The organism is Pseudomonas sp. S1(2024), from assembly GCF_046557535.1.
Genome location: NZ_JBKGFP010000102.1, coordinates 1 through 23,646, shown reverse-complemented (window position 1 = coordinate 23,646; position 23,646 = coordinate 1). Strand labels below are relative to the sequence as shown.

25 protein-coding genes are annotated in these 23,646 nt (G+C 64.1%); 23 read left to right on the top strand and 2 right to left on the bottom strand.

Translation table 11 applies throughout. The features are described 5' to 3' along the window. The first annotated feature begins 193 nt into the window (after positions 1–193). Genes ACLCGK_RS27820 through murB form a run of 7 tightly spaced genes read left to right on the top strand, consistent with a single transcriptional unit; the run spans position 194 to position 4,732 of the window. Positions 194–829: a MotA/TolQ/ExbB proton channel family protein gene (locus tag ACLCGK_RS27820; protein ID WP_003259970.1), complete on the top strand. Its 636-nt coding sequence runs from the start codon at positions 194–196 to the stop codon at positions 827–829. Then, positions 826–1,260: an ExbD/TolR family protein gene (locus tag ACLCGK_RS27815; protein ID WP_013971564.1), complete on the top strand. Its 435-nt coding sequence runs from the start codon at positions 826–828 to the stop codon at positions 1,258–1,260. The genes ACLCGK_RS27820 and ACLCGK_RS27815 overlap by 4 nt, the downstream gene beginning before the upstream one ends. After that, the gene (gene lpxK / locus ACLCGK_RS27810) at positions 1,260–2,261 is read left to right on the top strand and encodes a tetraacyldisaccharide 4'-kinase (protein ID WP_410953358.1); all 1,002 of its coding nucleotides are present in this window, start codon (positions 1,260–1,262) and stop codon (positions 2,259–2,261) included. Before ACLCGK_RS27815 ends, lpxK begins: the two co-directional genes overlap by 1 nt. A 44-nt stretch (positions 2,262–2,305) precedes the next feature. Continuing rightward, positions 2,306–2,491: a Trm112 family protein gene (locus ACLCGK_RS27805; protein ID WP_011532874.1), complete on the top strand. Its 186-nt coding sequence runs from the start codon at positions 2,306–2,308 to the stop codon at positions 2,489–2,491. Further along, on the top strand, positions 2,488–3,252 hold the full coding sequence (gene kdsB, locus ACLCGK_RS27800; RefSeq protein WP_169774973.1) for a 3-deoxy-manno-octulosonate cytidylyltransferase: 765 nt from the start codon (positions 2,488–2,490) through the stop codon (positions 3,250–3,252). Before ACLCGK_RS27805 ends, kdsB begins: the two co-directional genes overlap by 4 nt. Beyond that, positions 3,252–3,716: a low molecular weight protein-tyrosine-phosphatase gene (locus ACLCGK_RS27795; protein WP_003259973.1), complete on the top strand. Its 465-nt coding sequence runs from the start codon at positions 3,252–3,254 to the stop codon at positions 3,714–3,716. Before kdsB ends, ACLCGK_RS27795 begins: the two co-directional genes overlap by 1 nt. Then, complete coding sequence (murB, locus tag ACLCGK_RS27790) at positions 3,713–4,732, top strand: UDP-N-acetylmuramate dehydrogenase (protein ID WP_410953357.1); 1,020 nt, start codon at positions 3,713–3,715, stop codon at positions 4,730–4,732. Before ACLCGK_RS27795 ends, murB begins: the two co-directional genes overlap by 4 nt. 260 nt (positions 4,733–4,992) lie before the next feature. Here the strand turns inward: murB and rne are convergent, their stop codons facing one another. Then, the gene (gene rne / locus ACLCGK_RS27785; protein ID WP_410953356.1) at positions 4,993–8,226 is read right to left on the bottom strand and encodes a ribonuclease E; all 3,234 of its coding nucleotides are present in this window, start codon (positions 8,224–8,226) and stop codon (positions 4,993–4,995) included. Positions 8,227–9,025: 799 nt separating this feature from the next. Here rne and rluC point away from each other — a divergent pair. The 3 genes from rluC to sppA are packed head-to-tail and all read left to right on the top strand — an operon-like array spanning position 9,026 to position 11,656. After that, positions 9,026–9,982 (top strand): 23S rRNA pseudouridine(955/2504/2580) synthase RluC, encoded by a 957-nt coding sequence (rluC, locus tag ACLCGK_RS27780; RefSeq protein ID WP_013971570.1) that lies wholly within the window; start codon positions 9,026–9,028, stop codon positions 9,980–9,982. A gap of 3 nt (positions 9,983–9,985) precedes the next feature. Continuing rightward, complete coding sequence (locus ACLCGK_RS27775; protein WP_039614721.1) at positions 9,986–10,660, top strand: HAD family hydrolase; 675 nt, start codon at positions 9,986–9,988, stop codon at positions 10,658–10,660. A gap of 6 nt (positions 10,661–10,666) precedes the next feature. After that, positions 10,667–11,656: a signal peptide peptidase SppA gene (gene sppA / locus ACLCGK_RS27770; protein WP_410953355.1), complete on the top strand. Its 990-nt coding sequence runs from the start codon at positions 10,667–10,669 to the stop codon at positions 11,654–11,656. 120 nt (positions 11,657–11,776) lie between these two features. Here the strand turns inward: sppA and ACLCGK_RS27765 are convergent, their stop codons facing one another. After that, a complete protein-coding gene (locus tag ACLCGK_RS27765) occupies positions 11,777–12,355 on the bottom strand; it encodes a Maf family protein (RefSeq protein WP_410953354.1) in 579 nt (192 codons plus the stop codon). A gap of 96 nt (positions 12,356–12,451) precedes the next feature. Here ACLCGK_RS27765 and ACLCGK_RS27760 point away from each other — a divergent pair, with 96 nt between their 5' ends. The 13 genes from ACLCGK_RS27760 to ACLCGK_RS27700 all read left to right on the top strand — a co-directional run bounded on the left by ACLCGK_RS27760 (position 12,452) and on the right by ACLCGK_RS27700 (position 23,510). Next, positions 12,452–12,979 carry a YceD family protein gene (locus ACLCGK_RS27760; protein WP_410953353.1) on the top strand — a complete coding sequence of 176 codons (528 nt, stop codon included), beginning with the start codon at positions 12,452–12,454 and terminating at the stop codon, positions 12,977–12,979. A gap of 13 nt (positions 12,980–12,992) precedes the next feature. Beyond that, the gene (gene rpmF / locus ACLCGK_RS27755; RefSeq protein WP_003247154.1) at positions 12,993–13,175 is read left to right on the top strand and encodes a 50S ribosomal protein L32; all 183 of its coding nucleotides are present in this window, start codon (positions 12,993–12,995) and stop codon (positions 13,173–13,175) included. Between the two features lie 3 nt (positions 13,176–13,178). Continuing rightward, on the top strand, positions 13,179–14,189 hold the full coding sequence (gene plsX / locus ACLCGK_RS27750; RefSeq protein WP_075044133.1) for a phosphate acyltransferase PlsX: 1,011 nt from the start codon (positions 13,179–13,181) through the stop codon (positions 14,187–14,189). A 251-nt stretch (positions 14,190–14,440) separates the two neighbouring features. Beyond that, complete coding sequence (gene fabD / locus ACLCGK_RS27745; RefSeq protein ID WP_410953352.1) at positions 14,441–15,379, top strand: ACP S-malonyltransferase; 939 nt, start codon at positions 14,441–14,443, stop codon at positions 15,377–15,379. A 15-nt stretch (positions 15,380–15,394) separates the two neighbouring features. Next, positions 15,395–16,135: a 3-oxoacyl-ACP reductase FabG gene (fabG, locus tag ACLCGK_RS27740; protein ID WP_003247160.1), complete on the top strand. Its 741-nt coding sequence runs from the start codon at positions 15,395–15,397 to the stop codon at positions 16,133–16,135. A gap of 202 nt (positions 16,136–16,337) precedes the next feature. After that, on the top strand, positions 16,338–16,574 hold the full coding sequence (acpP, locus tag ACLCGK_RS27735; protein ID WP_016715141.1) for an acyl carrier protein: 237 nt from the start codon (positions 16,338–16,340) through the stop codon (positions 16,572–16,574). Between the two features lie 188 nt (positions 16,575–16,762). Continuing rightward, entirely contained in the window at positions 16,763–18,007 is a 1,245-nt protein-coding gene (gene fabF, locus ACLCGK_RS27730) for a beta-ketoacyl-ACP synthase II (protein ID WP_015269411.1), read from the top strand. Beyond that, the gene (pabC, locus tag ACLCGK_RS27725) at positions 18,007–18,822 is read left to right on the top strand and encodes an aminodeoxychorismate lyase (RefSeq protein ID WP_410953351.1); all 816 of its coding nucleotides are present in this window, start codon (positions 18,007–18,009) and stop codon (positions 18,820–18,822) included. Before fabF ends, pabC begins: the two co-directional genes overlap by 1 nt. A 4-nt stretch (positions 18,823–18,826) precedes the next feature. Continuing rightward, complete coding sequence (mltG, locus tag ACLCGK_RS27720; RefSeq protein WP_015269413.1) at positions 18,827–20,029, top strand: endolytic transglycosylase MltG; 1,203 nt, start codon at positions 18,827–18,829, stop codon at positions 20,027–20,029. 9 nt (positions 20,030–20,038) lie between these two features. Further along, the gene (gene tmk / locus ACLCGK_RS27715; protein ID WP_410953350.1) at positions 20,039–20,671 is read left to right on the top strand and encodes a dTMP kinase; all 633 of its coding nucleotides are present in this window, start codon (positions 20,039–20,041) and stop codon (positions 20,669–20,671) included. Then, complete coding sequence (locus tag ACLCGK_RS27710) at positions 20,664–21,650, top strand: DNA polymerase III subunit delta' (RefSeq protein WP_410953349.1); 987 nt, start codon at positions 20,664–20,666, stop codon at positions 21,648–21,650. The genes tmk and ACLCGK_RS27710 overlap by 8 nt, the downstream gene beginning before the upstream one ends. Positions 21,651–21,680: 30 nt before the next feature. Then, a complete protein-coding gene (locus ACLCGK_RS27705) occupies positions 21,681–22,463 on the top strand; it encodes a TatD family hydrolase (RefSeq protein ID WP_410953348.1) in 783 nt (260 codons plus the stop codon). A 411-nt stretch (positions 22,464–22,874) separates the two neighbouring features. Beyond that, positions 22,875–23,510: a TetR/AcrR family transcriptional regulator gene (locus tag ACLCGK_RS27700; RefSeq protein ID WP_003260720.1), complete on the top strand. Its 636-nt coding sequence runs from the start codon at positions 22,875–22,877 to the stop codon at positions 23,508–23,510. Positions 23,511–23,646 lie beyond the last annotated feature (136 nt).

The following is a 23,646-nucleotide window of genomic DNA, read 5'->3' as shown; positions in this document are numbered from 1 at the left end:
TGCTCCCACAGCTACTGCGCTGGCTTCGAATTGACGCTGAACCTGTGGGAGCGGGTTCACCCGCGAAAGGGCCAGTTCAGCCACCCGACATCTCAAGGTAGAAACCGGGTAGGCCAATTCCCTGACCTCCGGCAGATGAGCCCCCGGCGCGCCTATGGTAGAGTGGCGGCCTTTTTCCGAAGGGGCGTTTACTGTGTGGGAATTGGTCAAGTCCGGTGGTTGGATGATGCTGCCGATCATTCTGAGCTCCATCGCTGCCATGGCTATCGTCGTCGAGCGCCTGTGGACGCTGCGCGTCAGTCGCGTCACCCCGCCGCACCTGCTCGGCCAGGTGTGGATATGGATCAAGGACAAGCAACTGACCAGTGACAAGCTCAAGGCCCTGCGCGCTGATTCGCCATTGGGCGAAATCCTCGCCGCCGGCCTGGCCAACTCGCGCCATGGCCGCGAAATCATGAAGGAATGCATCGAGGAGGCCGCCTCGCGCGTCATCCACGAACTGGAACGCTACATCAGCACCCTCGGCACCATCGCCGCCATGGCCCCGCTGTTGGGCCTGCTGGGCACCGTGCTGGGCATGATCGACATCTTCAGCGCCTTCATGGGCTCGCAGATGACCGCCAACGCCGCAGTGCTGGCCGGTGGTATCTCCAAGGCCCTGGTCACCACCGCGGCCGGCCTGATGGTCGGTATCCCGGCGGTATTCTTCCACCGCTTCCTGCTGCGCCGTATCGATGAGTTGGTGGTGGGCATGGAGCAGGAAGCTATCAAGTTGGTGGAAGTGATCCAGGGCGACCGCGAAGTGGAAGTGGCCGGAGGCAAGGCGTGAAGTTCCGGCGCAATCGCCAGCGGGAGAACGTCGACATCAACCTGGCGTCGCTGATCGACGTGGTGTTCGTCCTGCTGCTGTTCTTCGTGGTCACCACCACCTTCACCCGCGAGACCCAGCTACGCGTCGAGCTGCCCGAAGCCGCCAGCGCCGAGCCGGCGGCGCCCGACCAGGGCAAGCTCGTGGAAATCACCATCAGCGCCGAAGGCGTGTACTCGGTGAACAACCACCTGCTGCCCAAAAGCGACCTGGCCACCCTGAGCGAAGCGATCGAGCGTGAGTCGGGCGGCGACAACAAGCTGCCGCTGGCCATCAGCGCCGACGGCAAGACCCCGCACCAGGCCGTGGTCACTGCGATGGATGCCGCCGGCAAGCTCGGTTTCAGCCAGTTGCGCATGACCACTGTCGAGGCGGCCCAGGGCACACCTTGATGGCCTTCGCCGACCGTCTGCTCGCCGCCTGGTACGCCGGGCACCCGGCCCTGGCGCTGCTGCGCCCGCTGGAGGCGCTGTATCGCCGCGTGGTCACGCGCAAGCGGGCGCGTTTTCTCAGTGGCGAAAGTGCCAGCTACCGGGCCCCGGTGCCGGTCATTGTGGTGGGTAACATTACCGTGGGTGGTACCGGCAAGACGCCGATGATCCTCTGGCTGATCGAGCACTGCCGCAAGCAGGGGTTGAAGGTGGGCGTGGTCAGCCGTGGCTATGGCGCCAAGCCGCCGCAGCTACCCTGGCGCGTGCACGCCGACCAGGCTGCCGGGCAGGCCGGCGATGAACCGCTGCTGATCGTGCAGCGCACCGGCGTGCCGCTGATGATCGACCCCGACCGCTCCCGGGCCGTGCAGGCATTGCTGGCCAGCGAACCCCTCGAGCTGATCCTGTGTGACGACGGCATGCAGCACTATCGCCTGGCGCGCGACCTGGAGCTGGTGCTGATCGATGCCGCACGCGGCCTGGGCAATGGCCGCTGCCTGCCGGCGGGGCCACTGCGTGAGCCCGCCGAGCGCCTGCACGAGGCTGACGCAGTGCTGTTCAACGGCGCCAGCGCAGACCGCGCCGATGGTTTCGGCTTCCGCCTGCAGCCGTCCGCCCTGGTCAACCTGCGCAGTGGCGAGCGCCGTGCGCTTGACCATTTTCCCGCAGGCCAACGCCTGCACGCGGTGGCCGGTATCGGCAACCCGCAACGTTTCTTCAATACCCTGCTGGGGCTAAACTGGCAGCCGGTGCCGCATCCCTTTGCCGACCATGCGCAGTTCAGCGCCCAGAGCCTGGCCTTCAGCCCGCCGCTGCCGCTGGTCATGACCGAGAAGGATGCGGTGAAATGCCGGGCCTTCGCCGCTGACGACTGGTGGTACCTGGCCGTCGAGGCGCAGCCCACGCCGGCTTTCAGCGCCTGGTTCGACAACCAGTTGCAACGCTTGCTGCGCAAGCCCTGAGCCCTTTTTCAATTCCCGGCCACCTGGCCTAAAGGAAGCCTCAAATGGACACCAAACTGCTCGATATCCTGGCCTGCCCGATCACCAAGGGCCCGCTCAAGCTCAGTGCCGACAAGACCGAGCTGATCAGCAAGGGCGCCGGCCTGGCCTACCCGATCCGCGACGGCATCCCGGTCATGCTGGAAAGCGAGGCGCGCACCCTGACTGATGAAGAGCGTCTGGACAAATGAGCCTGGATTTCACCGTGGTGATCCCCGCCCGTCTGCGCTCCACACGACTGCCGGGCAAGCCATTGCTGCTGATCGCTGGCAAGCCGATGGTGCAGCACGTGTGGGAACAGGCCCGCAAGAGCGGCGCGGGCCGCGTAGTCATCGCCACCGATGACGCCAGCATTCTGGAGGTCTGTCAGGCCTTCGGAGCTGAAGTGCTGATGACCCGTGCTGACCATGAGTCCGGCACCGATCGCCTGGCCGAAGTGGTCGCACACCTGGGGCTGCCGGCCGATGCCATCGTGGTCAACGTACAGGGCGACGAGCCGCTGATCCCGCCGGTGATCATCGACCAGGTAGCAGCCAACCTGGCGGCGCATCCGGAAGCCGGCATCTCCACTCTGGCCGAACCGATCCATGAGCCGGAAACCGTGTTCAACCCCAATGCGGTCAAGGTGGTCAGCGACAAGAACGGCCTCGCCCTGGCCTTCAGCCGTGCGCCGCTGCCCTGGGCCCGCGATGCTTTTGCCAAGGATCGCAACCTGTTGCCAGAAGGCGTGCCATATCGCCGCCACATCGGCATGTACGCCTACCGCGTCGGCTTCCTGCAGGACTTCGTCAGTTGGGGCCCATGCTGGCTCGAGCAGACCGAAGCGCTGGAGCAGCTGCGTGCCCTGTGGCATGGCGTGCGCATCCACGTCGAAGACGCCATCGAGGCGCCTGCCGTGGGCGTGGATACCCCTGAAGACCTGGAGCGCGTACGGCGCTTGCTGGAGGCCTGATGCGCGTCCTGTTCGTCTGCCTCGGCAATATCTGTCGCTCGCCCACCGCCGAAGGCGTGCTGCGCCATCAATTGCAGGCTGCCGGGCTTGCCGACCGGGTGCATGTAGCCTCGGCCGGCACCGGCGACTGGCACGTCGGCAAGGCGCCCGACAGCCGCACCTGCAAGGCAGCGCTGGCGCGTGGCTATGACCTCTCGCAGCAACGCGCCCAGCAGGTCAAGGCGGCGCACTTTGCCGAATATGACCTGATCCTGGCCATGGACGAGAGCAACCTCGGCCACTTGCGTGCGATGCGCCCGCACACGGCAGTGGGGGAGCTCGACCTGTTCCTGCGCCGTTATGGCGCAGCGCTGGATGAAGTGCCGGACCCGTACTACGGTGGCGCCGACGGCTTCGAGCAGGTGCTCGACCTGGTTGAAGCGGCGTGCCAGGCACTGGTCCTGGAAATCAAGGGGCGGCTATGACAGTGCAGTGGCAGGAGCAGGTATCGCTCAAGCCGTACAACACCTTTGGCATCGACGTGAAGGCGCGGTATTTCACCCAGGCACATGATGACCAGGAGGTGCGCCTGGCGCTGGCCCAGGCGCAGCAAGGCGGCGTGCCGGTGCTGGTGATTGGCGGTGGCAGCAACTTGCTGCTCACCCGCGATATCGATGCGCTGGTGCTGCATATGGCCAGCCGTGGTCGGCGCGTGCTCGGCGACGATGGCGAACGTATCGTGGTCGAGGCCGAGGCCGGTGAGCCGTGGCACCCGTTCGTGCAGTGGACACTGGCGCAGGGCTATTGCGGGCTGGAGAACCTCAGCCTGATCCCCGGCACCGTGGGCGCCGCGCCGATGCAGAACGTGGGCGCCTATGGCGTGGAGATCAAGGACGTATTTGTCGGCTTGACCGCCCTGGACCGCGAGACCGGCGAGTTGCGTGACTTCGGCCTGGCTGAATGTGCCTTCGGGTATCGCGACAGCCTGTTCAAGCGCAACCCTGGGCGTTGGTTGATCCTGCGTGTGCGCTTTGCCTTGAGCCGTACGCTACAGGCTCACCTGGACTACGGCCCGGTGCGCCAGCGCCTGGCGGAGCAGGGCGTGACCGAGCCGACCGCGCAGGCGATCAGCGAGGCGATCTGCAGCATTCGCCGCGAGAAGCTCCCAGACCCGGCAGAGCTGGGTAATGCCGGGAGCTTCTTCAAGAACCCGGTGGTCCCGGCGGAACTGGTCGAGCGTATTCGTGCGCAGTACCCGGGGGTAGTGGCTTATCCCCAAGCCGATGGCCAGGTGAAGCTGGCGGCAGGCTGGTTGATTGAGCAGGCAGGCTGGAAGGGCCACCGCGAGGGGGATGCCGGGGTGCATCGTTTGCAGTCGCTGGTGCTGGTCAACTACGGCCAGGCGAGCGGGGCGCAGATGCATGCACTGGCGCGCCGGATCCAGGCCGATATCCTCGAGCGGTTCGGGGTCGAGCTGGAGATGGAGCCTAACCTCTACTGATTCAGTGCCTGGGCTGGCCCTTTCGCGGCTAATACCCTAAAGGTGCAGCACAGATTTCGGGCTCACTTGGGTCCTGTGGGAGCGGGCGCGCCCGCGAAGAATTCAACGCGGTGGCTGGCACCGGCTGCGCCGGTGTTCGCGGGCACGCCCGCTCCCACAGTGAGTTCGCAGGGCTTGAAGGTAGTGAAGTCCAAAACGTCCAGCCAAGAAAAAGCCCCGCCAGTGTGAACTGGCGGGGCTTTTTCATTCAGCCTTGGCTATCAACCGTGATGAGGCTTTTGCTCATCGCTGGCTTCCAGGGCTGGCTCCTCGGCAGCAGCAGCTTCCTGCGCGGCCTTGGCTGCAGCCTCGGCCTCACGCTTGCGGCGACGCACTTCACGCGGGTCGTTCGGCGCACGGCCGTTGGCCAGCATGACAGTGGCAGGTTCCACCGCCGCAGGGGCTTCGACCGGTGCAGGCTCGACGGCCACTGGGGCAGGCTCGGCCACCACTTCTGGCTGGGCTTCGACAACCGGGGCAGGTTGCTCGGCAACCGGAGCGGCTTCCACCGCGGCCGGGGCGGGCTCGATTTCACCGGCCTCGACGGCAGGCGCTTCTTCCGGTGCTTCAGCAACCACTACCGGTTCGGCAGCAGGTGCTTCCTCGGCCGCTGGCTGCGGAGCGATTTCGACCACTGGTTCGGCAGTTGCCTCGACCACGGCTACAGGCTCGCTGACCGGCTGCTCGACCACTGGGGCCTCGGCCACTTCTTCAGCCTTGGTGGCAGCTTCGACCTGCTCGAACTTCTCAGCCTGCTCGACCGGCTGGGCGACTTCGGCGGTGGCAAGCTCGGCCTGCTGGTTGGCCTGGGCTTCGGCGTCGGCACTGATGTTGCTGGTGGCGACAGCGGCAGTCACGGCCAGGCCGGCGGCCAGTTCGGCACCCAGCTCGGTGGCCTGGTGCTGTTGTGGCTGCTCTTCGCTGCCTTCTTCCTCGCTGCCATCGATCAGCTCGCCGTTGGCGTTGCGCTGACGCTCACGACGGTTGCTGCGACGACGCTGGCCACGGGAGCGGCGGCGCGGGCGCTCGCCATCGGTGCCTTCCTGTTCGTCCTGCAGCAGCTCTTCGTTCGGCAGTTGCTCTTCGGCCAGCTCGGCAGCCTGCTCGGCCGCTTCTTCGGCTACGCGTGGCTGACGTTCTTCGCGTGGTGGGCGAGGGGCGCGTTCTTCGCGTGGAGCACGTTCTTCACGAGGTGCGCGCTCTTCACGAGGAGCACGTTCTTCGCGAGGTGCGCGTTCTTCACGTGGAGCACGTTCTTCGCGAGGTGCGCGCTCTTCACGTGGTGCGCGTTCCTCGCGAGGTGCACGCTCTTCACGCGGGGCACGTTCTTCACGGGCTACACGTTCCTCGCGCGGCTGACGTTCTTCACGCTCGGCAGGGGTGGCGTCCAGTGGCTCACGCAGTTCGCGCACACGCTCTTCGCCACGATTGCCACGGCGGTCTTCGCGTGGCTGGCGTGGTGCACGTTCTTCACGCGGTGCACGCTCTTCGCGTGGGGCGCGTTCTTCACGAGGTGCGCGTTCTTCGCGCGGGGCACGTTCTTCACGAGGAGCACGTTCTTCACGAGGTGCGCGCTCGGCACGTTCTTCACGCGGCTTGCGTTCTTCGTCGCGACGGCCGTTGCGGTTGCGGCTCTGCTGACGGCCGTTGCGGCGTTCTTCGTTGCGTGGGCTGCGCTCGGCGGCCGGCTTCTCGGTGGCAGTGACAACCGGCGCTGCGGCAGGCTCTTCCTTGCCGGCGAACAGGCTTACCAGCGACTTCACCAGGCCCTTGAACAGGCTTGGCTCCGGAGCGGCCGGGGCAGGGGCGACCGGTGCGGCAGGCTGCGGCTCTTCGACAGTGGCCGGTACCGGCGCGTTGGCGCGGGCCGGGGCGGTCTTGACTGCGGCTTCCTGGCGAACCAGGGTGCGGGTGGCGGTCGGCTGCGGCGCTTCTTCGGCTTCGGCGGCGGCGATCTCGTAGCTGGACTGGTTGCTCAGCACTTCCGGGTTGTCGTCGCGCAGGCGCTGGACTTCGAAGTGAGGGGTTTCCAGGTGATCGTTCGGCAGGATGATGATGCGCGCACGGGTGCGCAGTTCGATCTTGGTGATCGAGTTGCGCTTCTCGTTGAGCAGGAAGGCAGCCACCGGGATCGGCACCTGGGCGCGAACTTCGGCGGTGCGGTCCTTCAGGGCTTCCTCTTCGATCAGGCGCAGGATGGCCAGCGACAGCGATTCGACGTCACGGATGATGCCGGTGCCGGAGCAGCGTGGGCAGACGATGCCGCTGCTTTCGCCCAGCGAAGGGCGCAGGCGCTGACGGGACATTTCCAGCAGGCCGAAGCGCGAGATGCGGCCGACCTGGACGCGGGCGCGGTCGGCTTCCAGGCACTCGCGAACACGTTCTTCGACGGCGCGCTGGTTTTTCGCCGGGGTCATGTCGATGAAGTCGATGACGATCAGGCCACCGATGTCACGCAGGCGCAGCTGGCGGGCGATTTCCTCGGCCGCTTCCAGGTTGGTCTGCAGGGCGGTTTCTTCGATGTCGCTGCCTTTGGTGGCACGCGCCGAGTTGATGTCGATCGACACCAGGGCTTCGGTCGGGTCGATCACGATCGAACCGCCGGACGGCAGGTCGACCACGCGCTGGAAGGCGGTCTCGATCTGGCTTTCGATCTGGAAGCGGTTGAACAGCGGCACGCTGTCTTCGTACAGCTTGACCTTGCTGGCGTACTGCGGCATGACCTGGCGGATGAAGGTCAGGGCTTCTTCCTGGGCATCGATGCTGTCGATCAGCACTTCGCCGATGTCCTGGCGCAGGTAGTCGCGGATGGCGCGGATGATGACGTTGCTTTCCTGGTAGATCAGGAATGGCGCGGCGCGGTCCTGGGACGCTTCCTTGATGGCGGTCCACAGTTGCAGCAGGTAGTCGAGGTCCCACTGCATTTCTTCGCTGCTGCGGCCAAGGCCGGCAGTGCGCACGATCAAGCCCATGTCGCCCGGCACGGTCAGGCCGTTCAGGGCTTCACGCAGTTCGTTGCGCTCTTCGCCTTCGATGCGGCGGGAAATGCCACCGGCACGCGGGTTGTTCGGCATCAGCACCAGGTAGCGGCCGGCCAGGCTGATGAAGGTGGTGAGGGCGGCGCCTTTGTTGCCACGCTCTTCCTTCTCGACCTGGACGATGACTTCCTGGCCTTCGCTCAGTACTTCCTTGATGTTGACCCGCCCTTCGGGGGCTTTCTTGAAGTATTCGCGGGAGATTTCTTTCAGCGGCAGGAAGCCGTGACGTTCGGAGCCGAAGTCGACGAAGGCGGCTTCGAGGCTGGGTTCGATGCGGGTGATCTTGCCTTTGTAGATGTTGGCCTTTTTCTGCTCGCGCGCGCCGGACTCGATGTCCAGGTCGTAGAGACGTTGGCCGTCCACCAGGGCTACACGCAACTCTTCGGGTTGAGTCGCGTTAATCAGCATTCTTTTCATGTTGTACCGTCGGTTTCCGGGCTGCCGGAAACGGCGTTCGGCACACACGACGTCTCATGGTCGGTGCCAAGGTGCGCAAAGGGTGGCCGGGCCACCCCCGTGTCGAGCAACGTTCGGCACCAGCCGGTTGCCCAGCCTGCCGTTGTCGCGACGACGCGTCCTGTTTGCTGCGGTGCCAACAAGGCCCCGGTGGCTTCGAATTGGAATCCGAATCAACCAAGCGGGCCTTGTGCACTCAGTCAGGAGGAGGAATCAACCGTCAGCCGTGGACGCCCGGGGGCATCTGTTCAGGACCTTATCCGCTCGCCAGCCGCTCAGTGGGCTGGTGGGCCGGACGCGGTGCTACACGGTCCGAGGGCTGTGCATCTCCACCCTGCACGTATCCCTGATAATTCGGGTGCTGCCGCGCGCTGAATCCGCAACGGGTTGCATTTTTCGCCAGCGCAGGTACTGCGCTGGCGCCATTCATGTCCAAGGCAGGTATTTCCGAAGCATTCGCCGGGCGTTGCGTGGAAGCGACGGGGCGGGCAGAGGTGCAGCGAAAAGAATCGGGTAAGCAGGTGAAACACCGCACTTGTCGTTTTTTTTCGGTCTTCTCTACACAGCGCTGGTGGCGATTCCAGGCAATTCGGTAAACTGGCGAAAACCCCGTAGGACGGCCTCGCGTCCTGGAGAATTGCGTTGGTCAGGGACCGGCTAGGAGCCTGGTGCCGCTGGCCTGCCGCTTTTGGCGGCGTTCGCGACTATAGCAGCAATGATTAAGTGCTTCAATTCCATAAAAAATTGTTATGATCCCGCCATGACGACCAATACCCCTCCGACTTCCGGCGTTCAGCTGATCGAAGTCGCGCCGGAGCTTGCCGGCCAACGCATCGACAATTTCCTCATCACGGCCCTCAAGGGCGTGCCCAAGACCTTGGTGTACCGCATCCTGCGCAAGGGTGAAGTACGGGTCAACAAGGGCCGCGTCAAGCCGGAGTACAAGATCCAGGCCGGTGACATCGTGCGGGTACCGCCCGTCCGCCTGCCGGAACGTGACGAGCCGGCACCGGTAGCCCAGGGCTTGTTGCAGCGCCTGGAAGCGGCCATCGTCTACGAAGACAAGGCGCTGATCGTGATGAACAAGCCGGCCGGCATCGCCGTGCATGGCGGCAGCGGCCTGAGCTTCGGCGTGATCGAGGCGCTGCGCCAGTTGCGCCCGGACGCCAAGGAGCTGGAGCTGGTGCACCGCCTGGACCGCGACACCTCCGGCCTGTTGATGATCGCGAAGAAGCGCAGCATGCTGCGGCACCTGCACGCCGCATTGCGTGGCGATGGTGTCGACAAGCGCTACATGGCGCTGGTGCGCGGCCACTGGCCGACCTCGAAGAAGCAGGTCAGCGCGCCGTTGCTCAAGAGCAACCTGCGCTCCGGCGAGCGCATGGTCGAGGTGAACGACGAGGGCAAGGAGGCGCTGACCCTGTTCCGCGTGCTGCGCCGCTTCGGCGAGTTCGCCACCATTGTCGAGGCGCGCCCGATCACTGGCCGTACCCACCAGATCCGTGTGCACACCCTGCATGCCGGGCATATGATCGCTGGCGACAGCAAGTACGGTGACGAAGACTTCAGTCGTGAAATTCGCGACTTGGGCGGCAAGCGCCTGTTCCTGCATGCCTATGCGCTCACTGTGCCGCTGCCGGACGGAGGCGAGCTGAAGCTCGAGGCGCCGGTGGATGAAGTCTGGGCGAAAACCGTTGAGCGTCTGAGTGCGTCCTGATCTATGAAAAAAGGCTATGAGCTACTGATCTTCGACTGGGACGGCACCCTGGCCGACTCGATCGGGCGTATCGTCGAGGCCATGAACGCCGCCGCCGAGCGTGCCGGTGAGGCGCAAAGCAGCGAGGATGCGGTCAAGGGCATCATCGGCCTGGCCCTGGGCGAGGCGATCCACACTCTGTACCCGCATCTGGCGCCTGCTCAGGTCGAAAGCTTTCGTCAGCACTATGCCGATATCTACATGGCCCTGGACCAGCAGCCCTCGCCGCTGTTCGAGGGCGTGGTCGAGTCGCTGGATGCCTTCCGTGCCGAGGGTTACCGCCTGGCGGTGGCCACCGGCAAGGCGCGTCGCGGGCTGGACCGGGTGCTCAAGGCCAATGGCTGGGAGCAGTTCTTCGACATCACTCGCGCCGCCGACGAGACCCGCGGCAAGCCGCACCCGCTGATGCTCGAGGAAATTCTCGGGCATTGCGGTGTCGAAGCAGGGCGTGCGCTGATGGTTGGCGATTCGGCATTCGATCTGCAGATGGCCAGCAATGCCGGCATGCATTCGGTGGCCGTGGGCTATGGTGCCATGTCGCTGCAGGCACTGGCCGAGTTTGGTCCGCAGGTGTGCATCGATCATTTTTCCCAGTTGCGTGAGTGGCTGGGTGGTTCCGCAATTCCATTTCCAAGGTAGGTAAGCATGGCAGACGAATGGAAAGCCCCCGAGGCCGAACCCGAGGAGCGCGAAGAGCGCAAGAGCTGGAAGCTGCTGGAAAAGACCCTGCTGGCGGGCGTTCAGGAGCAGCGCCGGGCGCGACGCTGGGGGATCTTCTTCAAGTTGCTGACCTTCGTCTACCTGTTCGGCATCCTGATCCTGTTCACGCCGTTGATGGACATGGACAATGCAGCGTCGCGCAGTGCCAGCCATACCGCGCTGGTCGAGGTGCGCGGGGTGATTGCCGACCAGGAGCCAGCCAGCGCCGACAATATCGTCAAGAGCCTGCGCGAGGCGTTCAAGGACAGCAAGACCAAGGCTGTGGTGATGCGCATCAACAGCCCGGGAGGCAGCCCGGTGCAGTCGGGTTACGTGTATGACGAAATCCGTCGTCTGCGGGCTGAATATCCGGCCATCAAGCTGTATGCGGTCATCGCCGACCTTGGCGCTTCCGGTGCCTACTACATCGCCAGTGCGGCGGACGAGATCTATGCCGACAAGGCCAGCCTGGTGGGCTCGATTGGTGTGACGGCGGCCGGTTACGGCTTTGTTGGCATCATGGAGAAGCTGGGTGTGGAGCGGCGTACCTATACTGCAGGCGAACACAAGGCCTTTCTCGATCCGTTCTCGCCGCAGAAGCCGGAAGAGACCGAGTTCTGGCAGGGCGTACTGAATACCACGCACCAGCAGTTCATTGCCATGGTCAAGCAGGGGCGGGGTGAGCGCCTGAAGGACAAGGAGCATCCGGAGCTCTTCAGTGGCCTGGTCTGGTCGGGCGAGCAGGCCAAGGAGCTGGGCCTGGTGGATGGGCTGGGCAGTGCCAGCTATGTGGCGCGCGAGATTGTGGGTGAGAAGGAGTTGGTGGACTTCACCGTGCAGGAATCGGCGCTCGATCGCTTCTCCAAGCGCGTTGGCGCCAGCGTGGCTGAACGCTTGGCGATGTGGATGGGCTTCCAGGGGCCGCAGTTGCGCTGATCCGGGATTGTCGGGGGGCGCTTTGCGCCCTTTCGCGGGCGCGTCCGCTCCCACAGCAGGTTGCGACACGCCTGTGGGAGCGGGCGTGCCCGCGAAGGGGCGCGGCGCGGCCCCAAAACCTCAGGGAATCACCACCCCTTCCCTGGTCAACATGTCCACCAATCTAATCAGCGGCAGCCCGATCAGGCTGGTCGCATCGCACCCGTGCGTGCTCTGGAACAGGCTCACTCCCAGCCCCTCCGCCTTGAAACTGCCGGCGCAGTCCAGCGGCTGTTCCGCCGCCACATAGCGCTCCACTCGCTCCCGGTCCAGTTCGCGCAGGGTCACGGTAAACGGCACGCAGTCCGCCTGGCAGCGCCCGGTGGCGCTGTTCAGCAACGCCAGCCCGGTCAGGAAGCTCACCTGCTGCCCGCTGCACTCCAGCAGCTGCTCGCAGGCCCGCTCGAAGGTATGCGGCTTGCCCAGTACCTGCTCGCCCAGCACCGCAACCTGGTCCGAACCAATGATCAGGTGGCCGGGGTGGCTGCCTGCCAGGGCCTCGGCTTTTTGCCTGGCCAGCCGCTGCACCAGCTCCACCGCCGGTTCGTCATCCAGGCGTCGCTCGTCTATATCGGGGCTTGCCCAGGTGAAGGGCAGGCGCAGGCGTGCAAGCAGTTCGCGGCGGTAGGCAGAGCTGGAAGCCAGTAACAGAGGAAGCATGGTAGACTCCTGAATCGGTTGAACAAATTCTATCACGCACGATGCCGCCGAATTTCCTTTGACAGGGGCGGGGGGCATCCCTAGAATGCTGCGCCTATGTTGAATGACCCGATTCCACCTCACGTTGACCCGCGCAAATTAGCCGATCGTGGCGTAACCCTTAACGGTTCGCTGCATCTCGCTGATTTGGAAAGACTCTGCGACCCGCTTTCCGACAATGTCGGTACGGTGCAGGCGAAGTTCGATTTTGAACGAGATGAACAGCACGTGGTGGTTATCCACAGCGAGCTGGACGTCGAGGTCAAGATGGTTTGCCAGCGTTGTCTTGAGCTGGTCACCCTGCCGATCCACAGCGAATGTACATACGCCGTGGTGAAGGAGGGTGCGAATACCCAGTCGTTGCCGAAAGGCTATGACGTGCTGGAACTGGGCGAAGATCCTTTGGATCTGCAGGCATTGATCGAGGAGGAGCTTCTGCTCGCCTTGCCAATCGTGCCTGCTCATCATCCGGAAGAATGCCAGCAGCCGGCGGGCGCAGACGAGCCCGAATCGAGCAAGGACGAGGTATCGCGGTCCAACCCGTTCAGTGTTTTGGCGCAGTTAAAGCGTGACCCAAACGTTTAGGAGTTAATCAATTATGGCTGTTCAGCAGAACAAAAAATCCCGCTCTGCCCGTGACATGCGCCGTTCGCACGACGCCCTGTCGGAAAACGCGCTGTCGGTAGAGAAAACCACCGGTGAAGTACACCTGCGTCACCACGTTTCGCCAGAAGGCGTATACCGTGGTCGCAAAGTGGTCGACAAGGGCGCTGACGAGTAATCCTTGTCCGCTCAGATCATCGCGATCGACGCAATGGGCGGGGACTTCGGTCCCCGCAGCATTGTCCAGGCTAGCATTGCCTGCCTTTCGGCTACCCCCTCGCTGCACCTGACCCTCGTCGGTCAACCCTCCCTCCTCGAAGATCTTGTCAGCGGCCTTGCGGCTGCGGATCGCGCGCGCCTGCAAATCGTGGCCGCCAGCGAGGTGGTCGGCATGGACGAGCGGCCATCCCAGGCGCTGCGCGGCAAGCCGGACTCGTCGATGCGCATCGCCCTCGAACTGGTGCGCGACGGCAAGGCTCAGGCCTGCGTCAGCGCCGGCAATACCGGGGCGCTGATGGCGCTCTCGCGTTTCGTGCTCAAGACACTGCCAGGTATCGATCGGCCGGCCATGGTGGCGGCGATCCCGACCCAGACCGGTTACTGCCAGTTGCTCGACCTTGGCGCCAACGTCGACTGCAGCGCCGAGAACCTCTACCAGTTCGCCGTGATGGGCTCGGTGGCCGCCCAGGCGCTGGGTGTGCAGCGGCCGCGCGTGGCGCTGCTTAACATCGGTACCGAGGACATCAAGGGCAACCAGCAGGTCAAGCTGGCGGCCAGCCTGTTGCAGAACGCCCGCGGGCTCAACTACATAGGCTTCGTCGAGGGTGACGGGTTGTATCGCGGCGAAGCCGATGTGGTGGTGTGCGACGGGTTCGTCGGCAACATCCTGCTCAAGTCGAGCGAGGGGCTGGCGACGATGATCGGTGCGCGCATAGAGCAGTTGTTCAAGGGTGGCGTGTTGTCGCGGGCAGCCGGGGCCGTGGCCATGCCGCTGCTCAAACGCCTGCAGGCCGACCTGGCACCGGCGCGGCACAATGGTGCGAGTTTCCTGGGGTTGCAGGGCATCGTCATCAAGAGCCATGGCTCGGCGGGCGTGCAGGGCTTCCAGAGTGCCATCCAGCGAGCGTTGATCGAGATCCAGGAAAACCTGCCGCAGCGCTTGCATGGGCGGCTCGAGGACCTGCTGTTGTAGTCTGTACCGGCCCCTTCGTGGGCTTGCCCGCTCCCACAGGATTGCCACAGGGCTGAAGATTGTGGGGTATCTGTGGGAGCGGGCAAGCCCGCGAAAGGGCCGGTACAGGTAAACAAAGACCTTAGGCATATCGCCGCTGAAGTGCTTAAATGTGACCGCTTGGTCCGCGTCTCCATCCAAGTTTTCAGATTCCGCGTCTGGCTAATGTCCGGCGCACCCTATCCGACGACAAGATCATAAGGGCTTGTTCAATGTCTGCATCTCTCGCATTCGTCTTTCCCGGTCAAGGTTCCCAGTCGCTGGGCATGCTCGCCGAGCTCGGCGCCGAGAAGCCAGTGATCATCGAAACCTTCAAGGAAGCGTCCGAGGCACTCGGTTACGACCTGTGGAAGCTGGTCCAGGAAGGCCCGGAAGAGCAACTCAACCAGACCGACAAGACCCAGCCGGCCATCCTCACTGCGTCCATCGCGCTGTGGCGCCTGTGGCTGGAAGAGGGCGGTGCCAGGCCGGCCTTCGTCTCCGGTCACAGCCTGGGTGAATACAGCGCCCTGGTTGCCGCCGGCAGCCTGAGCCTGAAAGATGCCGTGCGCCTGGTCGAGCGCCGGGGCCAGCTGATGCAGGAAGCCGTGCCGGCCGGTCATGGCGCCATGGCCGCCATTCTCGGCCTGGATGACGTCGTGGTCGTGGAAATCTGCGCCGAAGCGGCCGAAGACCAGGTGGTCAGCGCGGTCAACTTCAACTCGCCAGGCCAGGTGGTCATCGCCGGCAACAAGGCCGCCGTCGATCGCGCCATCGAGCTGTGCAAGGCCAAGGGTGCCAAGCGCGCCCTGCCGCTGGCGGTCAGCGTGCCGTCGCACTGCGCGCTGATGAAGCCGGCTGCCGAGCGCTTTGCCGAGTCGGTCAACGCCATCGAGTGGCACGCCCCGCAAATTCCCGTGGTGCAGAACGTAACCGCTGCCGTTGCCGCTGACCTTAATGCCCTCAAGCACGACCTGCTGGCGCAGCTGTACCAGCCAGTGCGCTGGGTCGAATGCGTGCAGACCCTGGCCGCTAACGGTGCGGTCAATCTGGTCGAGTGCGGCCCGGGCAAGGTCCTGGCCGGCCTGAACAAGCGTTGCGCCGATGGCGTGACCACCTACAACCTCAATACCCCTGACGCCGTCGCCGCCACCCGCGCGGCACTGGCCTGATTTGGAGAAGCTTGCATGAGCCTGCAAGGTAAAGTTGCACTGGTCACCGGCGCCAGCCGTGGCATTGGCCAGGCCATCGCCCTCGAGCTGGGCCGCCAGGGCGCGACCGTGATCGGCACCGCCACTTCGGCCTCCGGCGCCGAGCGCATTGCTGCCACGCTGAAAGAACACGGCATCACCGGTACCGGCATGGAACTGAACGTGACAAGCGCCGAATCGGTTGAAGCTGTGCTGGCCGCCATCGGCGAGCAATTCGGCGCACCGGCCATCCTGGTCAACAACGCCGGTATCACCCGTGACAACCTCATGCTGCGCATGAAGGACGACGAGTGGTTCGACGTGATCGATACCAACCTGAACAGCCTCTACCGTCTGTCCAAGGGCGTGCTGCGTGGCATGACCAAGGCACGTTGGGGCCGTATCATCAGCATCGGCTCGGTCGTCGGTGCCATGGGTAACGCCGGCCAGGCCAACTACGCGGCCGCCAAGGCCGGCCTGGAAGGCTTCAGCCGCGCCCTGGCGCGTGAAGTGGGCTCGCGTGGCATCACCGTCAACTCGGTGACCCCGGGCTTCATCGACACCGACATGACCCGCGAGCTGCCAGAAGCGCAGCGCGAAGCCCTGCAGACCCAGATCCCGCTGGGCCGCCTGGGCCAGGCCGACGAAATTGCCAAGGTTGTTTCGTTCCTGGCATCTGACGGCGCAGCCTACGTAACCGGCGCTACCGTGCCGGTCAACGGCGGGATGTACATGTAACACTGCAACTCAATGTGACGGATTTCGTAAAAAAAGAGTCATACTGCGAGCCTAAAATCCGTTATAAAGCTGCAACCAGATTCCAGGCAGCGGGTGTGGTGACTGGTGTGAAGGTGCGTTGAGCTTGAAAAGCGAACGTCTTTCTATAAAATTAGCCACCGGCCAGCTGCCTGACATATATCCATTAGGAGTAAACCTAGGTATGAGCAACATCGAAGAACGCGTCAAGAAAATCGTCGCCGAGCAACTGGGCGTCAAGGAAGAGGAAGTGACTCTCGAGAAGTCCTTCGTCGATGACCTGGGTGCCGATTCGCTTGACACCGTTGAGCTGGTGATGGCTCTGGAAGAGGAATTCGAGACCGAAATCCCTGACGAAGAAGCCGAGAAGATCACTACCGTTCAAGCTGCTGTAGACTACGTCAAAGCCCACCAGGCCTAAGACGCTGTAGTCGACGCTTCTTGTCGGGAAAAACCGCACTGCCTTTGCCGGCGTGCGGTTTTTTCTTTGCGAGCACCCTGCGTTTTGCAGGTCGGTCTCGTTCACCGGGTATCAAGAGCTTGTTGCCATTTCATTCCATCGCTTGAATGCAATGGCAAGAAACTCTGTCATTAGAAAAGGAGAGTACTGTGTCGCGTAGACGCGTCGTGGTCACCGGTATGGGTATGCTGTCGCCACTGGGTACTGATGTACCGAGCACCTGGCAGGGCATTCTGGCTGGCCGCAGTGGCATCGGTCCGATCGAACACACGGATCTGTCTGCCTACTCCACCCGTTTTGGCGGCTCGGTGAAAGGCTTCGAGGTCGAGCAATACCTGTCGGCCAAAGAGGCCCGCAAGCTCGACCTGTTCATCCAGTACGGCTTGGCGGCCGGGTTCCAGGCAGTGCGTAATGCTGGTCTGGAAGTCACCGACGCCAACCGCCAGCGTATTGGCGTGGCCATGGGCTCGGGTATCGGCGGCCTGACCAACATCGAAGAAACCAGCCGCACCCTGCACGATTCGGGGCCGCGTCGCATTTCGCCGTTCTTCGTGCCTGGCTCGATCATCAACATGATCTCCGGCTTCCTGTCGATCCACCTGGGGCTGCAAGGGCCGAACTACGCCATCGCCACCGCGTGCACCACTGGTACCCACTGCATCGGCATGGCCGCGCGCAACATCGCCTACGGTGAAGCCGACGTGATGATCGCCGGCGGCGCCGAAATGGCTGCCTGCGGCCTGGGCATGGGCGGCTTCGGCGCCTCCCGCGCACTGTCCACTCGCAACGATGAGCCGACCCGGGCCAGCCGCCCGTGGGACAAGGGCCGTGACGGCTTCGTGCTGTCCGACGGTGCTGGTGCCCTGGTACTCGAAGAACTGGAGCATGCCAAGGCCCGCGGCGCGACCATCTATGCCGAACTGGTCGGGTTCGGCATGAGCGGTGACGCTTACCACATGACTTCGCCACCCGACACCGGTGAAGGCGCTGCCCGTTGCATGGCCAACGCCTTGCGCGATGCCGGCATCCAGCCGGAAGAGGTCAGCTACATCAACGCCCATGGCACCTCGACCCCTGCTGGCGACGTGGCCGAAGTGGCGGCGATCAAGCGCGTGTTCGGTGAGCATGCCTACAAGCTGGCGGTCAGCTCGACCAAGTCGATGACCGGCCACCTGCTGGGCGCCGCCGGTGCCGTAGAAGCGATCTTCAGCGTACTGGCAATCAACAGCCAGATGGCTCCGCCCACCATCAACCTGGACGAGCCGGACGAAGGCTGCGACCTCGACTTCGTGCCGCACCAGGCGCGCAGCATGCCGATCGATGTGGTGCTGTCCAACTCGTTCGGCTTTGGCGGTACCAACGGTTCGCTGGTATTCCGCCGGTTCGCCGGTTGATGCAAAGCTGGATCGATGGCCAGCCGGCGGCTGCAGTCAACCTGCAGAACCGCGGCCTGGCCTACGGCGATGGGCTATTCGAGACCATCGCCGTGCGCGACGGCCGGCCCAGCTTGCTGGACGGCCACCTCGCACGCCTGGCGCTGGGTTGCCAGCGCCTGGCGATCAGTACCGACCTGGCGCTGGTACGCGACGAACTCCTGCGCTATGCCAGCCAGCTCGGTGATGGCGTAGCCAAACTCATCCTTACTCGTGGTGACAGCCAGCGCGGTTACGCACCGGTTGCCGGTGCCGCGCCGCGGCGTATTCTGCAGGGCAGCCCGTTGCCCAGCTATCCTGTCGAAAATGCCGAGCAGGGCGTGCGACTGTTTCCGTGCCAGACCCGGCTTGGGGAACAACCGCTGCTGGCCGGCCTCAAACACCTCAACCGCCTGGAGCAGGTGCTGGCCCGTGCCGAATGGCAGGACAGCGAACATGCCGAAGGCCTGATGCGTGATGGGCAGGGCAGGGTGATCGAAGGTGTGTACAGCAATCTGTTCCTTGTGCGCGATGGCGTGCTGTTCACGGCTGACCTCAGCCGCTGTGGCGTCGCTGGCGTGATGCGGGGCGCGTTGCTGGAACAGGCAGCGCTGCAGGGCATCCCGGTGCAGGTCTGCGACCTGCCGTTCGACGCTCTGGAGCAGGCAGATGAAGTATTTGTCTGCAACAGCGTCTACGGTATCTGGCCCGTGCGAGGCGTTGCCGAGCTAAACTGGTCGCCGGGCCCGCTCACCCGTAAACTGCAGGCCGTTGCCCGTACGTTACTGGAAACCTGAATTCGTGAGACGTAAATTCCTGCTGCTGCTGGAAATGGGCTTGATCCTCGCCGGCCTTGCCGTGGGCTGGTCGGCCTGGAAGGTCAACTCGGTCCTGGAGCAGCCTCTGCACGTGACGCAGGAGCGCCTGCTGGACGTGCCCAATGGCACCACCCCCAACCGCATGTTCTATCGCATGCAGAACGAAGGGTTGCTCGACGACGCCGTCTGGTTGCGCCTGTACTGGCGTTTCAACATGGCCGGCACCCCTCTGCACACCGGTGAGTATCGCCTGACCCCCGGCATGACCGTGGAGCAGCTGTTCGATGCCTGGCGTCGGGCCGACGTGGTGCAGTACAACCTCACCCTGGTCGAAGGCTGGACCTTCCGCCAGGTGCGCGCGGCCGTGGCCAAGCATGAAAAGATCAAGCACACCCTGGACGGGCTGTCCGATTCGGAAGTGATGGACAAGCTCGGCCATACCGGGGTGTTCCCTGAAGGGCGCTTCTTCCCGGACACCTATCGCTTCGTGCGCGGCATGACCGACGTCGAGTTGCTGCAGCAGGCCTATATGCGCCTGGACGAAGTGTTGGCCAAGGAGTGGGCCGAGCGCACCACCGACCTGCCATACCGCGACCCGTACCAGGCGCTGATCATGGCTTCGCTGGTGGAGAAGGAAACCGGCATTCCCCAGGAGCGCGGGCAGATCGCCGGCGTTTTCGTGCGGCGCCTGCGCCTGGGCATGATGCTGCAGACCGACCCTACGGTGATCTACGGCATGGGTGAGCGCTACAACGGCAAGATCACCCGCGCCGACCTGCGCGAGCCGACGCCCTACAACACCTACACCATCACCGGCCTGCCGCCGACCCCGATCGCCATGGTCGGTCGCGAAGCGATTCACGCGGCGCTCAACCCGTCCGATGGCACCAGCCTGTACTTCGTCGCCCGTGGCGATGGCAGCCATGTGTTTTCCGACGACCTCGACGACCACAACTCGGCGGTGCGCGAGTTCCAGCTCAAGCGCCGTGCGGACTACCGCTCCAGCCCCGCGCCGCAATCGCAGCCAGAGCAACAGACGCAACCAGGTGCCGACGAGGCCGAACAACCCGAAGCCCCTGCCGACGAGTCTACCGTGCAGCCAGCGCCCGACCAGCCGCCTGTGCAGGACGCCCCAGCCGGCGGCGCGCAAGCGGCCGAACGGCCGATGTCTGACGAACAACATTAAGGACTGCCTGTGAGCGGCTTGTTTATTACTTTGGAAGGCCCCGAAGGCGCGGGCAAGAGCACCAACCGCGACTACCTGGCTGCGCGCCTGTGCGAGCAGGGCCTGGACGTAGTGCTGACCCGTGAGCCCGGCGGCACGCCGCTGGCCGAAAAGGTGCGCGAGCTGCTGTTGGCGCCCAGCGATGAAAGCATGGCGGTCGACACCGAACTGTTGCTGGTGTTCGCTGCGCGGGCCCAGCACCTGGCGCAGGTGATCCGGCCGGCGCTGGCCCGCGGAGCCGTAGTCTTGTGTGACAGGTTTACCGATGCGACATACGCCTACCAGGGCGGCGGGCGTGGTTTGCCAGTCGAGCGTATCGCCATCCTGGAGCAATTCGTCCAGGGCGACCTGCGCCCGGACCTGACTCTGGTCTTCGATCTGCCGGTCGAAGTGGGCCTGGCCCGCGCCGCGGCCCGCGGCCGCCTGGACCGTTTCGAGCAGGAAGGCCAGGCGTTCTTCGAAGCAGTGCGCCAGGCCTATCTGCAGCGCGCCGGCCGCGAACCACAGCGCTATACCCTGCTTGATGCCGCCCAGCCTCTGGAGGCGGTGCAGCGCTCCATCGATGCGTTGCTACCAGGCATCGTGGAGCGTTGCCGTGGCTGAGGCCTATCCCTGGCAGCAGGCCCTCTGGCAGCAACTGGCCGGCCGCAGCCAGCACGCTCACGCCTACCTGCTGCATGGGCCGCAGGGTATCGGCAAGCGGGCCTTGGCCGAGCGCCTGATGGCCCGCCTGCTGTGCCAGCAGCCCCAGGGCCTGGAGGCCTGTGGCGCGTGCAAGTCCTGTCTGCTGCTCAAGGCCGGCAGCCACCCGGACAACTTCGTACTCGAGCCCGAAGAAGCTGACAAGCCTATCAAGGTAGATCAGGTACGCGAGCTGGTGGCCTTCGTGGTGCAGACCGCGCAGCTGGGTGGGCGCAAGGTGGTACTGATCGAGCCAGTGGAGGCGATGAACGTCAACGCCTCCAACGCCCTGCTCAAGAGCCTCGAAGAGCCCTCCGGTGATACCGTGTTGCTGCTGGTCACCCACCAGCCCAGCCGCCTGTTGCCGACCATCAAGAGCCGTTGCCAGCAGGTCGCCTGCCCGCAGCCCAGCCTGGCCCAGAGCCAAGCCTGGCTGGCCGGCGCGCTGCCCGACAGTGACGAGACCGAGCGCGACGAGTTGCTGACCCTGGCTGCCGGTTCGCCGCTGATGGCGGTCAGCTTGCAGGCGCAAGGCGTGCGAGAGCAGCGTGCACTGGTCACCGACGGGGTGAAGAAGCTGCTCAAGCAGCAGCAGTCGCCCAGCCAGCTGGCCGATGCCTGGAACGGTGTACCGCTGTTGCTGCTGTTCGACTGGTTCTGCGATTGGGCCCACCTGATCCTGCGCTACCAATTGACCCAGGAGGAGGAAGGGCTAGGCTTGGCCGATATGCGCAAGGTGGTGCAGTACCTGGCGCAGAAGAGCCGCCAAGCCAAGGTGCTGGAGGTGCAGGCATGGATCCTGGAGCAGCGCCAGAAGGTGCTGGGCAAGGCCAACCTCAACCGCGCCCTGCTGCTTGAATCGCTGCTGGCCCACTGGCTGCAGTTGCCGGGCGCCCGCTGATTTTCATTTTTTCATGTGTGCCGTTATCCCATGCTCGTAGATTCCCATTGCCACCTTGACCGTCTTGACCTGAGCGCCCACCAGGGCTCCCTCGATGCTGCCCTGCTGGCGGCGCGTGAGCGCGGGGTCGGGCATTTCCTGTGTATTGGCGTCAGTGCCGAGAATGCTGGTGCGGTGAAGGCGCTGAGCGAGCGTTACGTCGATGTCGATTGCTCGGTGGGCGTGCACCCGCTGGACCTGGCGCCGGGCGAAACGCCGGCGCTGGAATGGCTGCTGCGCGAGCTGGCTCACCCGCATGTGGTAGCGATTGGTGAAACCGGGCTGGATTACCACTACGAGCCGGAAGCAGCCGAGTTGCAGCAAGCCTCGTTCCGCCTGCACCTGGAGGCCTCGCGGCAGACCGGCAAACCGGTGATCGTGCATACCCGTGCGGCGCGTGCCGATACCCTGGCGCTGCTGCGCGAGGCCAACCTGCCGCAGGCCGGCGTACTGCACTGCTTCACCGAAGACTGGGACATGGCCAAGGCGGCGCTGGACCTGGGGTATTACATTTCGTTGTCTGGCATCGTTACCTTCCGCAATGCCGATGCCCTGCGTGAAGTGGCGCGGCAGGTGCCGGTCGATCGTTTGCTGGTGGAAACGGATTCGCCGTACCTGGCGCCGATTCCGTATCGCGGCAAGCCGAATCTGCCGCAGTACGTGCGTGAGGTGGCGGAGTACGTGGCTTCGTTGCGCGGGGCCAGTTATGAGCAGTTGGCCGAACAGACCACTGCCAACTTCAAGCGTTTGTTCCCGTTGGCGCGGGTGGCCTGACTCGAAGGGTTGGTGGGCGCCTGGTGTTCCTCATGCAATCCCCACCAACCCCAAACCTGAACCCCCGGCTTCATTTCCCCTCGAAACACCCAAAAAAAACCCGGGTTCTGGGGGGGGAATCCGGGTTAAGACCATTAGGAGTAAAACAAAGGTACGCGGTCCCTGAGCACCTTTATCGGCGCGCCACTTGGGGGGGATGCGCCGCGCCAACACTTCAAGTATTAGTCAGCTTTGGCGCAGTGCCAGTGCATATTGATCGATTTTTAAACAAATTTGGAATACGCCCACGTTTCATTCCTCCCGCAGCGCATGGCCATAAGCATCGTGAAACACAGACATGCTTGGATGATCCGTGCAATTTCTTGCAAGTTAGGCATAATAAACCGCTTCGATTGTCATCCAGTCCTTCCTATGCAGAAAGAACCTCGTAAGGTCCGTGAGTTTCGCCGTCGCGAACAGGAAATCCTCGACACCGCGCTCAAGCTGTTTCTCGAACAGGGGGAAGACAGCGTTACCGTCGAGATGATCGCCGACGCCGTGGGCATCGGCAAAGGCACGATCTACAAGCACTTCAAGTCCAAGGCGGAGATCTACCTGCGCCTGATGCTCGACTACGAGCGCGACCTGAACGCGCTGTTGCATTCGGCCGACGTCGATCGCGACAAGGAAGCCCTGTCGCGAGCCTACTTCGAGTTCCGCATGCGCGATCCGCAGCGTTACCGGCTGTTCGACCGCCTGGAAGAAAAGGTGGTCAAGGGCAACCAGGTACCGGAAATGGTCGAACAGCTGCACAGCATCCGTGCCTCCAACTTCGACCGCCTGACCCAGCTGATCAAGGGCCGTATCAGCGAAGGCAAGCTCGAAGACGTGCCGCCGTATTTCCACTATTGCGCCGCCTGGGCGCTGGTGCACGGCGCCGTGGCGCTTTACCACTCGCCGTTCTGGAGCAATGTGCTGGAGGACCAGGAAGGCTTCTTCCAGTTCCTGATGGACATTGGCGTGCGCATGGGCAACAAGCGCAAGCGCGACCCGGAACCTTCGAACTGAAGCATCCGCGTTCAGGCAATACGCAGTACCTGTAGGAGCAGCCTTGGGGGGGGGGGGGGGGGGGGGGGGGGGGGGGGGGAGGGGAGGGGGGGGGAGGGCTTTTCGCTTCCCGCGCCATTCTCCCCCCTCGGGGGGG